The 12,994-nt window shown below is 44.2% G+C and carries 13 protein-coding genes; 4 read left to right on the top strand and 9 right to left on the bottom strand.

What is annotated here, in order from left to right:
• Window positions 1-26: 26 nt before the first annotated feature.
• From AC30SF_RS05265 to metC, 3 genes are all read right to left on the bottom strand, one after another.
• On the bottom strand, window positions 27-1,055 hold the full coding sequence (locus tag AC30SF_RS05265; RefSeq protein ID WP_489607788.1) for an ABC transporter substrate-binding protein: 1,029 nt from the start codon (window positions 1,053-1,055) through the stop codon (window positions 27-29).
• Window positions 1,056-1,197: 142 nt separating this feature from the next.
• Window positions 1,198-2,268: a porin gene (locus AC30SF_RS05260; RefSeq protein WP_489607787.1), complete on the bottom strand. Its 1,071-nt coding sequence runs from the start codon at window positions 2,266-2,268 to the stop codon at window positions 1,198-1,200.
• Window positions 2,269-2,482: 214 nt separating this feature from the next.
• Window positions 2,483-3,676 (bottom strand): cystathionine beta-lyase, encoded by a 1,194-nt coding sequence (gene metC / locus AC30SF_RS05255; protein ID WP_489607786.1) that lies wholly within the window; start codon window positions 3,674-3,676, stop codon window positions 2,483-2,485.
• A gap of 30 nt (window positions 3,677-3,706) precedes the next feature.
• On the opposite strand from metC, the gene AC30SF_RS05250 reads away from it, so the two are divergent.
• Window positions 3,707-3,829 (top strand): hypothetical protein, encoded by a 123-nt coding sequence (locus AC30SF_RS05250; RefSeq protein ID WP_314116988.1) that lies wholly within the window; start codon window positions 3,707-3,709, stop codon window positions 3,827-3,829.
• 33 nt (window positions 3,830-3,862) lie between these two features.
• Window positions 3,863-4,420 carry a CDP-diacylglycerol--glycerol-3-phosphate 3-phosphatidyltransferase gene (gene pgsA / locus AC30SF_RS05245; RefSeq protein WP_314170391.1) on the top strand — a complete coding sequence of 186 codons (558 nt, stop codon included), beginning with the start codon at window positions 3,863-3,865 and terminating at the stop codon, window positions 4,418-4,420.
• A 61-nt stretch (window positions 4,421-4,481) separates the two neighbouring features.
• Here the strand turns inward: pgsA and AC30SF_RS05240 are convergent, their stop codons facing one another.
• The 6 genes from AC30SF_RS05240 to sfsA form a co-directional block, all read right to left on the bottom strand.
• Window positions 4,482-4,862, bottom strand: coding sequence for a SufE family protein (locus AC30SF_RS05240; RefSeq protein WP_489607785.1), 381 nt, complete (start codon window positions 4,860-4,862; stop codon window positions 4,482-4,484).
• Entirely contained in the window at window positions 4,859-6,058 is a 1,200-nt protein-coding gene (locus AC30SF_RS05235; RefSeq protein ID WP_489607784.1) for an aminotransferase class V-fold PLP-dependent enzyme, read from the bottom strand. Before AC30SF_RS05235 ends, AC30SF_RS05240 begins: the two co-directional genes overlap by 4 nt.
• A 2-nt stretch (window positions 6,059-6,060) precedes the next feature.
• Window positions 6,061-6,531: a thermonuclease family protein gene (locus AC30SF_RS05230; RefSeq protein WP_489607783.1), complete on the bottom strand. Its 471-nt coding sequence runs from the start codon at window positions 6,529-6,531 to the stop codon at window positions 6,061-6,063.
• Between the two features lie 14 nt (window positions 6,532-6,545).
• A complete protein-coding gene (cscK, locus tag AC30SF_RS05225; RefSeq protein ID WP_489607782.1) occupies window positions 6,546-7,481 on the bottom strand; it encodes a fructokinase in 936 nt (311 codons plus the stop codon).
• Window positions 7,482-7,570: 89 nt separating this feature from the next.
• Window positions 7,571-8,758 (bottom strand): tyrosine--tRNA ligase, encoded by a 1,188-nt coding sequence (gene tyrS / locus AC30SF_RS05220; protein WP_489607781.1) that lies wholly within the window; start codon window positions 8,756-8,758, stop codon window positions 7,571-7,573.
• 234 nt (window positions 8,759-8,992) lie between these two features.
• Window positions 8,993-9,724 (bottom strand): DNA/RNA nuclease SfsA, encoded by a 732-nt coding sequence (gene sfsA, locus AC30SF_RS05215; RefSeq protein WP_489607780.1) that lies wholly within the window; start codon window positions 9,722-9,724, stop codon window positions 8,993-8,995.
• A 299-nt stretch (window positions 9,725-10,023) separates the two neighbouring features.
• Between sfsA and pntA the strand changes: the two genes are divergently transcribed.
• Together pntA and pntB are read left to right on the top strand one after the other, a co-directional pair.
• Window positions 10,024-11,559, top strand: coding sequence for a Re/Si-specific NAD(P)(+) transhydrogenase subunit alpha (gene pntA / locus AC30SF_RS05210; protein ID WP_489607779.1), 1,536 nt, complete (start codon window positions 10,024-10,026; stop codon window positions 11,557-11,559).
• Between the two features lie 10 nt (window positions 11,560-11,569).
• Window positions 11,570-12,994 (top strand): Re/Si-specific NAD(P)(+) transhydrogenase subunit beta, encoded by a 1,425-nt coding sequence (pntB, locus tag AC30SF_RS05205; RefSeq protein ID WP_109103837.1) that lies wholly within the window; start codon window positions 11,570-11,572, stop codon window positions 12,992-12,994.

Genomic DNA, 12,994 nt, shown 5'->3' with positions numbered 1-12,994 from the left:
AGCTATTGCGCCGAGCATAGGTAGGATTATTTCGATAATTTGATGTCAGCCAGCCATTTATTAATTAATCGCTTGCCTTCGTCTTTAGAACCGAATTTCACAAAATCAAATTCAACAAAATCTAATTTTTTCGGGTCAACGGATTTTGGTGAAGATTCCGCATTGGCATTGGTTGGGATTTGATATAAACCGAAATCACGCCATGGCATTTCCTGCACCTCTTTGGATAACACGAAATCCATAAAAAGTTTGGCATTATCGAGGTTGCGTGCGCCTTTAATAATACTTGCACCACCCAACGCATAACCGGTTTTGCCTTGTGGAATCACCGTTTCCACCGGCGCACCTTTTTCTTTTTCCGTGGCATACGCATGCACAAAACCCACACTCACCGCACTTTCACCACGGGATAAATTTGCTGTCACCAAATTACTTTTCACATATTGCGAGACATTTTCATTAAGCTTTTTCAAATAATCAAAGGCTTTTTCTTCGCCCCAAAGTTGAATCAAGGTTGCCATGATCGTATAAGTCGTACCGGAAGCGCGTGGATCCGGCAGTTGAATTTCACCTTTGTATTCCGGTTTGAGCAAATCTTCCCAGGTTTGTGGCGCAGGCAATCCTAGTTGCGCCAATTTTTGTGTATTCACACCAAAGCCCAACACCAGCATATAGACAGCAGACGTGAAATCGCCTTTTTCTGCCATGAGCGACTTAAACTGCGGTAAGATTTCCGCTTGTTTTGGCGAACGGTAGGCTTCTAACAAACCCAATTCGCCCGCCTGGAAATGCGGCTCAATGGTGCCGCCATACCAAAAATCTGCCTGCGGATTGTCTTTCTCAGCGTTGATCTTGCCAAAAATGGTTTCCGTGCCGCCATGTACAAATTCGGTTTTCACGTCATATTTTTCACCGAACTGCGTCGTCACTTTTTCACACAGCGCATTTTGCACCGTGCAATACACGGTCAAACGTCCTTCCGCCGCCGTCTGTTGGCTAAAAAATAAAGACGAAAGACACACCAAACCTAAACTCTGTTTAAACCATTTTTGCATTTTGCCATCCTCCAAAACTGAAAAGTCACGCTGTTAAACGATTATATGCTATTTTTGGATTCTGTTTAACAGAGAAAAGACGAAGTTTATTTAAAAAAAAAGCCGACATCATGTCGGCCTTTTTAATGAGTGTTAACTCAAATTAGAAGTGTACACGTAAACCTGCACCGTAGATGTTTTCACCGGTACGGTGACCATCCTCATATTTTTTAGTTGCACGTGTATATTGTACGTAAGGAACGACATTTTTGCTTAACTTATAGTCAGCCATTGCGATGTATTGGTTTTTAATAGTTTTGCCATCATCTTGTGCTGTAGCTTTACTATCATATTTAGTACCTAAACGAACCCATTGTAAACCAACAGTTGATGGGATACCTGCAACATCAGATAAGTCATATTTACTTTCTAAGAAGATGTATTTGCCTTTATCTGTGTCAGATCCGGTTCTATGTTTGCTTACACCTTGACCATAAGCAGCGCCAAAATAGAAATCATTTAACTGATAGTGAGTTGCAAGTAACCAGTTATGATTTTTTTGTTCTGTTTTAGCGCTTGTAGCTGAATCTAATTGATCAACAGTGTAGCCCACAGCAAAGTCAACTTTATGTTTTTCTGCGAAATCGTAGTTATAGAATGCACTTAGACCATAACCATTTTTGTAGTTATTATCTTTATCAATCTTTTTAGCGTGACCGAACAGATAGTCTGCACCAAAGCTGAAGCCTTCAAACTCAGCAGAACGGAATTTAACAGATTTGTCCGCACCAGTAGTTAAAGGATTGTATTTACCAGAACGATAGTACAAGCTATCGCCTAATACATCATCTGCAGTAGTGGCTTGACGACCAAAACTTAATTTACCCACGTTTTCAAAACCGAAACCGACAAATAATTTGTTAGTGGTGATATTTCCAAAACTAGAATCTGCACCTTCTTCTTGATTTTGGTTTTCCTGAGATTCTTTAAAACGAGTTTCATAGCCTACGAATGCAGACAAACCATTATCTAATGTGTGAGTTGCATTGATTTTAATACGGGAACCATCGTTCACGAGGTCGCCACGTTGATCTTTGCCTAATTTTCCTAAGAAGATACGAGCAGAACCACCAAGTTCAACTTTAGTACCATCTTGGTTATAAACTGTTGCAGCGTTTGCTGCGCCGGTTGCTGCGAAAGCAGCGATTGCTAATGCGATTACTGTCTTTTTCATAATCTTCATTCCTTTTCAGAAATTATTTGTTATTAAGGTCAGTTTTGAACTTTTTCATTAAATTAGCATCAATGAATCATTCAGACTACTTCTTTTGAAGTGTCACGATCTTGGCAAAGAAAAATAAGCGTGTCAACAGTAACCTTACTTTTTTCTCTCCATTTTCTGACACAGATCACAGTTTTAAGGTAAGGCTGTCTAATAAATCGTCACCTTAATTTTGTGCTAATCGTTTAAATCCTGCGCGTAAATCTTCAATTAAATCATCCACATCTTCTAAGCCAATATGGATACGAATTAAGGTGCCTTCTAATTTTCGCGGAATATTCGGACGGATTTTAGCAACTTCCTCCGGTTGATTATATAAAATCAAAGATTCAAAGCCGCCCCAAGAATAAGCCATGGTGAATAACTCAAAATGATTCATAAAGGCTTCAAGCTGTTGTTGTGTTAATTTTTGTTTTAACTCAAAAGAGAATAATCCGCTTGAACCGGTAAAATCCCGTTTAAAAAAAGCATTGCCGGGGCAACTTGGCAAGGCAGGGTGATACACTGCTTTCACTTCCGGTTGTTGTGCCAACCATTGCGCTACTTTTATGCTGCTTTCTTCGTGTTGTTTTAAGCGAATATTGAGCGTACGCAATCCGCGTGCTGTGGTATAGGCGCTGTCGGCATCCACCATTTGACCCATTAGATAAGAGTGTTCGCGTAGTTGATCCCAGCAACGGGTATTAGCCACTGCCGTGCCAATCATCACATCGGAATGACCTACTAAATATTTCGTGCCTGCCTGAATTGAAATATCAATGCCATGTTCTAACGCTTTGAACAACACACCGGCCGCCCAAGTATTATCTATCATAATAACGATGTTCGGATTGATGTTGCGCACGGCGGAAACGATTGCCGGAATGTCGGGAACTTCCATGGTGAGTGAGCTTGGGGCTTCGAGAAATAAAACCTTTGTATTCGGTTGGACTAAATCGGCAATTTTCTCGCCTAACATCGGATCATAAAAGGTCGTGCTTACGCCTAATTTTTTTAATACGACATTGCAGAAATCCTGTGTCGGCTCATAAGCGGCACCGGTCATTAGCACATGATCCCCGTTTTTCACAAAAGAAAGAATGCTATTCGTGACTGCCGCTGCACCACAAGGGTATAAATAGCAGCCTGCGCCGCCTTCTAATTCGGTCATCGCATCTTGTAACGCAAAATGGGTTAAGGTGCCTCGGCGACCATAAAAAAGTTCACCTTTCGCACGATGAAGGGTGGCGTGCTTTTTATCTTCTAAGCAATCAAAGACAAGAGAGGATGCCCGTTGCACAACCGGGTTAACTGAGCCTTGGGTGTAGCGTTTTTTTCTTCCGGCGTGGACTAAGGCGGTGGCTAATGATTTTTTTGACATGATAATATCCTACAAAAAAGGGGAAAATGGATGAAAAGTGCGGTTGTTTTTTCGGGTAAAAATATTAACGCTAAATTTGTTTTGGAACTAGTTCCTTTTTACGCAAATTTACATAGGAGGCATTTAAAAGTGGCGCAATCTGATTTAGAATAAAGCCACAACTCATCCTCGGCTAGAACGCGAATTATGAAATTAAACATCCCCATTTTTTTAACGATATTTCGAGTTATTTTAATTCCTTTCTTCATTATTGCTTTCTATCTTCCTTTTGATTGGGCGCCTTTTTTAACCACCTTTATTTTCTTTATCGCCGGTGTCACCGACTGGCTGGACGGCTATCTCGCTCGCAAATGGAAACAAACTACGCGTTTTGGTGCATTTTTAGATCCGGTAGCGGATAAAGTGATGGTAGTTGCCGGGCTTGTTTTAGTGGTGGAGTACAACCATACCTTTTGGATTACGCTGCCGGCGATTGTGGTGATTTCCCGTGAAATTATTATCTCCGCCTTGCGCGAATGGATGGCGGAATTGGGCAGTCGCAGCAAAGTGGCGGTGTCTTGGTTAGGCAAAGTGAAAACCACGTCACAAATGTTAGCCTTGGGCGGTTTATTGTGGCGTTATAACGTTTACATGGAAGTCGCTGCCATTATCCTACTTTATATTGCGGCGATTTTGACGATTTGGTCTATGCTGCAATACCTCACTGCGGCAAAAGACAGTCTCTTAGACGACCTACCAAAATAATGTATTTGTGACGTTAGGCTAACTTTGTAAGTTAGCCTAGAATCTTGTCCTCAAATCGCTTTTACAAATGATGCAAAATCTGTTCAATGTGTTTTAAACCGTTCAGGCGGGTTGAGCTTAAACGTTGAGCAATGCCAAGTTGCGTGAAATAGGCGGTTAAGTCAAAGTCGCGCAATTGTTCTGCGCTTTTGTTTTCAATGTACTGCAATAAAATCCAGAGTAAACCATTCATAATCCGCGCTTCACTATAGGCCTGAAAGTGAAAAGTGCGGTCGTTTTTTTTGGTAAATTTAAACCATACCTGTACTTCGCAACCCGGAATGCTGTCCATCTGGGTGAGTTCATTTTCATTTGGTATGGGGAGATTTTTGCCGGCTTGAATAATCAAACGGTAGCGTTCTTCCCATGTTTTGGCGTTCATTAATTGTTGTTCAATGTTCATCGTAATAATTCTAAACTTTTCTCTAAAGCCTTAAAAAATGCCTCAACATCCGAATCGATATTATAAGGGGCGAAAGATAAGCGCAGGGTCGCCGCTTGTCCTAATCTTGCCAAATAAGGCTGTGCGCAATGTTCACCAACACGTAACGCGATATTTTGTTCGGCAAGTAGCGTGGCTAAATCAAACGCGTTGACATCCTCGAAGACAAAGCTGACGACCGAACTGGGTTGCGGTGAGTTAAATAATTTGCATTGTTGATAAGAGGATAAACGTTGACGGGTCATTTCTGCCAAGCGTACGGCGTTTTCTTCCATTTCGCCAATCTCCCATTGGCTTAACCATTCTAACACGGCGTTAAAGCCAATCACGGCGGCAATATTTGGTGTACCGGCTTCCAAGCGATAAGGCAGTTCGGCAAAGGTGATGTGTTGTTTGCTCACTTTGCTAATCATCTTGCCGCCGTACTGCAAGGGCTGTAATAAATTTAACGCATCCAATTTTCCGCTTAATACGCCAAGTCCGGTCGGCCCGTAAATTTTATGGGCGGAAAAGGCAATAAAGTCAGCGTCTAATTCTGCTAAGTCTATTTTGATATGGCTAATGGCTTGTGCCGCATCCACTAAAACCCGTGCAGCACTGTGCGCACGAATCAATTCGATCAATTGTTGAACAGGTTGCAGCGTGCCGGTGACATTAGAGGCAAAATTTAATGCCACTAATTTGGTGCGAGGGCTGAGTTTTTGCAATAAGGCATTGGTGTCAATCAGCCAATTATCCAATATTGGCAAGACATGAATGATTGCACCGGTTTTCTTTGCCACTTGGTGCCACGTGACGAAATTGGCATGATGATCCGCTTCACTGATGATGATTTCATCGCCGGCATTGAGATGCGGCAATAAACCGTTTGCCACCGTGTTAATGGCTTGCGTTGTGCCGGATGTCCAGATCACTGCCTGTTCGCTTTCGGCATGAATAAGCTGTTTAACTCGGCGACGAGCCTGTTCATAAAGTGCGGTCTGTTTTTCGTCATATTGACTGCGATGCACCGAACCGGCGGATTGATAAAAGGCAACCGTTGCCTCGATTAAGCACTGCGGTTTGAGAGTGGTTGCGGCATTATCAAGATAAATCACTGCCTCGTCATGAGTGAAGTAGGGAAAGTCTTGACGAAATATCAGAGGATCAAAATGCATTTTTACCTTCTTTGTTGTTGACGCCATAAATGGGGTTCAATAGGCGAGGGATCGCGCCATAAACCGCGTCGATGTTCTCTTGCGGTTTGTTCCGCCTGTAAATAGGCAACATCCTGTAAATATTGCCGATAGGCCCACGCCATGCCTTGTTGCACCATGATTAAATTAATGTTTTGCCCTTGTCTATCATACACCGTTGCCAAGGTGCGCTGATAGCGGTCGTAGCCTTGAATTGCCAAGGTGACATGGCGTTTGTGAATCAGTGAACCCAGCATTTGGCGGGATTTTTTCCCGAAAGGCTGTGCTTTTTCTGGTGCATCGATTTCGGCTAACCGCACTTTAATGGGTTTGAGATTCGCCGTTAAACAGGTGAACGTGTCGCCGTCGCTAATCCCCACCACAAAACAATCTGCCATGCGCGCTTGCAAAGCGAGGGGGAGAATAACACAGAAAAAACACAGAAAATATCGCATCGTGAAGATATTTGTTACAGTGCGACGTTGTCACAAAATGCTGCCAGTTGCGCCTTATTTGGCAAGGCAGACATCGCGCCTTTTGCCGTGGTAGCTAATGCGCCACAAGCGTTAGCCTGACGGAGAATTTGCTCAAGCACAGAAATTTCTTTCCAATTTGCATGCTGTGAAAGCCCGGCAAGAAGACCGCCGACAAAGGCATCGCCTGCACCTGTGGTGTCAACCGGTTTTAAGGCTTTGCCGGCAACCACATCTTGTTTACCGTCTAAATGATAGCGTGCACCGTCTTTGCCCAAGGTCACAATGATTAATTTTTCCGGATAAAGTGCGGTGATTTTTTCAAACGCGTCGTCTAAGGTTTGGGTGTCGGTGAGCAGCGTTAATTCTTCTTCTGAAAATTTCAATACGTCTGCCAATGTCACCGCTTGCATGACGGTTTGCTTCATGTCGTCAAAACTTGCCCAAAGGGATTCGCGCAAATTGGGATCAAAAGAGAAGAATCCGCCCGCGGCTTTAATGCGGCGAATCGCTTCAAAAGTGGTTTCGCGCGAAGGGTTATTGATTAAAGCAATGGAGCAACAATGTAGCCATTCGTTTGGTTGGAAATTCGGTAAATCCGCCACTTGTAAAAATTGGTCGGCACTGGGATTCACCATAAAGGTAAAGCTCCGTTCGCCGTTATCTAACCCAACGATAACCGTAGAAGTACGCTGTTGCGGATCAAGAATCATATGGCTGGTTTGTACGTTTTCCTGTTGCAGGGTTTGTTGCATAAATTCGCCCAAGGGATCTTTGCCCACGCGACCGATAAACGCACTTTCACCACCTAAACGGGCGATGCCTACCGCCACGTTTGCCGGTGCACCGCCGGCACAGCGCAAGTAATGATTTTCTCCGTCGGGGATTAAATCCACTACGGCATCACCTAATACCCAGATCTTTTGATGCATATTCTGCTCCTTGTGTTAACCCTAAAAAACGCAGATAAAAATAACCGCACTTTATGATGACATAAGTGCGGTTCATTTTTGTGATGTTTTTATTTCACCGTAACTTTGGCGAACTTGCGTTTACCCACTTGGTAAACCGCAGTTGAGGCACGGATAACAAGTTTAGCATCTTCCACTTTTTCACCGTCAATTTTCACGCCGCCTTGCTGTACCATGCGGTTGGCTTCGGAAGTCGAAGCCACTAAACCGGCTTCTTTTAACAAGTTGGCAAGCCCGATTTCGCCTTCCAAGGTAAATTCAGGCATGTCATCCGGCATCGCGCCTTTTTGGAAGCGGTTGATAAACTCTTGTTCAGCCGCTTCTGCCGCCGCGTCATCATGGAAACGGGCAATGATTTCTTTTGCCAATAATATTTTTACATCCCGTGGATTTTTGCCGTTTGCCACATCTGCTTTCAATTGGGCGATTTCAGCTAATGGACGGAAAGAAAGCAGGTTATACCAATCCCACATTAAGTCATCGGAAATGGACATGATTTTGCCGAACATTTCGCTTGGCGCTTCGGTGACACCGATATAGTTGCCGAGAGATTTGGACATTTTTTTCTCGCCATCCAAGCCCACTAATAACGGCAGGGTAATCGCCACTTGTGGTTTTTGACCGGCAGATTTTTGTAATTCGCGACCCACTAATAAGTTGAATTTTTGATCGGTTCCGCCTAACTCAACATCGGCTTCCAACGCAACAGAATCATGACCTTGCAAGAGCGGGTAAATAAATTCATGAATCGCAATCGGTTGATTGTTAGAGAAACGTTTTTTGAAATCATCACGTTCCAACATTCGGGCAACAGTGTAGTTGCTCGCTAAACGAATCATGCCTTCGGTGCCTAATTTACCCAACCATTCAGAGTTGAATACGATGCGGGTTTTTTGCGGATCGAGAATTTTGTAAATTTGTTGTTTGTAGGTTTCCGCATTGCATAACACATCTTCGCGGCTAAGCGGTGGACGGGTAGCATTTTTGCCGGATGGGTCACCTACCATGCCGGTGAAGTCACCGATTAAGAAATAAACTTCGTGGCCTAATTGTTGGAATTGACGTAATTTGTTTAATACCACAGTGTGACCTAAATGAATATCCGGTGCGGTTGGGTCTGCGCCGAGTTTCACGCGCAATGGGCGATTTTCTTTAAGTTTTTCAATTAAATCCTGTTCAGAAAGAATTTCATCTACGCCGCGTTTTAGTTCTGCGAGAACGGTATTCATATCAGTCATGTCTTTTCCTAATGTTATTCAATTTACCGAAAGGCTACATTATAGAGATTATTCGCTAAATTTGAATTATTTTTAAGGGAAAGGGCAGATTTCAGGCGAAAAAAAAACGCCTCTTGTGGGGGATGAGGCGTTGAAGTTGGAGTGATTATCTATTGTTGTTTGAATGATTAAATGATAATTATTCTCAAAATTAATGTCAAGCACTTTAATGAAAATAATTCTCAGATAATTCAATTAAATCCCATTTAGCTGAAGTGGTACGACTTTTGTGAGATGAAGTGCGGTCGGAATTCCCTGCGTTTTTTCAAATTCAGCTGCATAGGCGTAAGCCTCAACCCCTTCATTGAGCGCATGGAGAAAGAGTTCGTGATATTTCGGATCAATGTGTTTCGCGATTTGGAAATGATCGAAGCCATCGTGTAACCCACAGAAGAAAATCACTGCGCGATGACCTTGTTTTTTCATGGCGATCAGTTCGCGCAAGTGTTTTTGTCCGCGTGTCGTGACGGCATCAGGAAACATACCGAGTTTTTTGTTGTTATCCACATAGGTAATGGATTTCACTTCCACATAGCAATCGGGCAGATCGTTACCTTTCAACAGAAAATCAATACGGCTGTTTTCTTCGCCGTATTTTACTTCCGGGTGAATTTCATCATACATAGCCAGTTCGAGAATTTGTTTTTTCTGTAAAGCATCCAAGGTGAGCTGATTAGAACGGTGCGTGTTAATGCAAACCAGATTACCATTTGCTAATTGCGTTAATTCCCATGAGCTTGGGTATTTTCGTGTGGCGCTGTCGGAGGTGGAATACCAGACGGTGTCGCCTTCTGCACCACAGCCGATCATGGCACCGGTGTTGGCACAGTGTAGCGTGGTGATGTCGCCGTTCGGCAGTTGTACATCGGTTAAGAAACGTTTGTAACGGCGGATTAAGGTGGCTAATTGTAGAGGGGGTAATTGCATTGTATTTGATCTTGAGCATCAAAGTGCGGTTAAGTTTTTCCGTGTTTTTTAACTGACCGAGTGTGAAGCGGTAGCCAAAAGATTCGCACGCTAAGATAGCAAAGGATGGAATGAATTTCTAATGTTTTTATAGCCTTGTGTAAAGTGTAATAGGGATCACATATTGAATAAAAAGCCGAAAAATTTTTTTAATTTTTGAGGGAACAATGGTAGAGTGAGGGCTAATTTGACTGCCGAGAGGGGTCATTTCGGGCGGGTAAGTTTGTTACCTAAATCTTAACCAATCAAAGGGAATCATTATGTTAATTGGTGTACCTAGAGAACGGCTTGATAATGAAAGTCGTGTGGCGGCAACGCCGAAAACGGTTCAGCAAATTTTGAAGCTCGGTTTCGACGTAATTGTTGAACATGATGCGGGTTTCAAAGCCAGTTTTGAAGATCAGGCATTTGTAGCTGCCGGTGCGAAAGTCGGTGATGCCGCACAGGTTTGGCAAGCGGACATTATTTTTAAAGTCAACGCGCCGACTGATGATGAAATCGCTTTAATTAAAGAAGGGGCAACCTTAGTCAGCTTTATCTGGCCTGCGCAAAATCCGCAGCTCATGGAAAAACTGTCAGCGAAAAAAATCAATGTGTTGGCGATGGATGCCGTGCCGCGTATTTCACGTGCGCAAGCATTGGATGCATTAAGTTCAATGGCAAATATTGCCGGTTATCGTGCTGTGGTGGAAGCCGCACATGAATTTGGCAGTTTCTTCACCGGACAAATTACCGCAGCAGGTAAAGTACCGCCGGCAAAAGTGTTGGTGATTGGTGCGGGTGTTGCCGGTCTTGCCGCGATTGGTGCAGCAAACAGCCTTGGTGCTATCGTACGTGCCTTTGACTCCCGTCTGGAAGTAAAAGAACAAGTAGAAAGTATGGGAGCCAGCTTCCTTGAAATCGATTTCAAAGAAGAAGGCGGCAGTGGCGATGGTTATGCGAAAGTGATGTCCGAGGAATTCAATCGTCGCGCACTTGCCCTTTATGCAGAACAAGCAAAAGAAGTGGACATTATTATTACCACCGCATTAATTCCGGGCAGACCGGCACCGCGCTTAATCACCAAAGAAATGGTGGAGTCCATGAAACCGGGTAGCGTGATCGTCGATTTGGCGGCAGCAACCGGCGGTAACTGTGAATTGAGTAAAGCCGGCGAAGTGGTGGTCACCGATAATCAAGTGAAAATCATTGGTTACACCGATTTACCAAGCCGTTTACCAACGCAATCTTCCCAACTTTACGGTACCAACCTGGTTAACTTGTTGAAATTGCTTTGCAAAAACAAAGACGGTCAAATTGACATCAATTTCAACGATGTGGTATTGCGTGGCGTAACAGTCATTCGTGATGGCGAAGTGACATGGCCGGCACCACCAATTCAAGTGTCTGCGCAACCGCAACAACAAGTGAAAGCGGCAAGTGCGGTCAAAAAAGAAGAGGAAAAACCAACGGATCCGCGTAAAAAATACGGCATTATGGCGGCAGTGGGTGTGCTTTTCTTATGGCTCACGTCTATTGCACCGGCGGCTTTCCTTTCTCACTTCACCGTGTTCGTCTTGGCTTGTGTCGTGGGTTACTATGTGGTTTGGAATGTGAGCCATGCGCTACATACCCCATTGATGGCGGTAACCAATGCGATTTCAGGGATTATCATCGTGGGGGCGTTATTGCAAATTTCACAAGGTCATTTCTTCATTAGTGTGTTGGCGTTTATTGCGATTTTAGTGGCAAGCATCAACATTTTTGGTGGCTTCCGCGTCACTCAACGTATGCTTTCCATGTTTAGAAAAGGCTAAGGAGAAAATCATGTCAGAAGGTTTTGTACAAGCTGCATATATTGTGGCAGCGTTGCTCTTCATTATGAGCTTAGCCGGTCTTTCTAAACACGAAACGGCGAAAGCAGGGTGCTGGTACGGCATTATCGGGATGGGGATTGCGCTCATCGCCACTATTTTCGGACCAAAATCCGAAGGCACATTGTGGATCATCATTGCGATGGTGATTGGTGGCGCGATTGGTATTCAACGTGCATTAAAAGTCGAAATGACAGAAATGCCGGAATTGGTGGCGATCTTGCACAGTTTCGTCGGTTTAGCTGCCGTATTGGTGGGCTATAACAGCTACGGTTTGCATGATATCCCAACCATGCCGAGCGGTTTAAATGACGTAGAACAAGCGAAATTCCTTGCAGAACAAGCTGCGCTTGCCAGCGTGCATAACGTGGAAGTATTTTTAGGGATCTTCATCGGTGCGGTGACCTTCACCGGCTCCGTGGTGGCATTCGGTAAATTAAGCGGAAAAATCAATTCCAAAGCCTTAATGTTGCCACACCGTCATAAATTAAACTTAGCCGCGCTTATCGTTTCCGCCTTGTTAATGGTGGCGTTCTTAAGTGAGCCGGAAAATATCTTCCCGGTATTAATCATGACTGTGATTGCCCTTGCATTTGGTTGGCATTTAGTGGCCTCTATCGGTGGTGCAGACATGCCGGTGGTAGTGTCTATGTTGAACTCCTATTCCGGTTGGGCGGCTGCGGCGGCAGGTTTCATGCTTAGCAATGACTTGTTAATCGTGACCGGTGCGCTTGTTGGCTCTTCCGGTGCGATCTTGTCTTACATCATGTGTAAAGCGATGAACCGCTCTTTCATCAGCGTTATTGCCGGTGGTTTTGGTAATGATGTTCAAGTGTCTTCCGAGACCGAACAAGGTGAACACCGTGAAACCACCGCAGAAGAAGTAGCGGAATTGTTGAAAAATTCCAGCTCTGTGATCATCACCCCGGGATACGGCATGGCAGTGGCACAAGCGCAATATCCGGTGGCAGAAATCACTCAAAAATTACGCGAACGCGGCGTGAACGTGCGTTTCGGTATCCACCCGGTTGCCGGACGTTTGCCGGGCCACATGAACGTGTTATTGGCGGAAGCCAAAGTACCTTACGATATTGTGTTGGAAATGGATGAAATCAATGATGATTTCGCTGACACCGACACCGTCTTAGTTATCGGCGCGAATGACACCGTCAACCCTGCGGCAATGGACGATCCGCACAGCCCAATCGCCGGCATGCCGGTATTGGAAGTGTGGAAAGCGGCTAACGTGGTGGTATTCAAACGTTCTATGAATACCGGTTACGCCGGCGTACAAAATCCATTGTTCTTCAAAGAAAACACCCAAATGCTGTTTGGTGATGCGAAAGAACGTGTGGATGACATCTTAAAAGCGTTGTAA

The organism is Aggregatibacter valvarum, assembly GCF_980468985.1.
The sequence above is the reverse complement of the archived record's forward strand: the minus strand, read 5'-3'. Positions and strand labels throughout refer to the sequence as shown.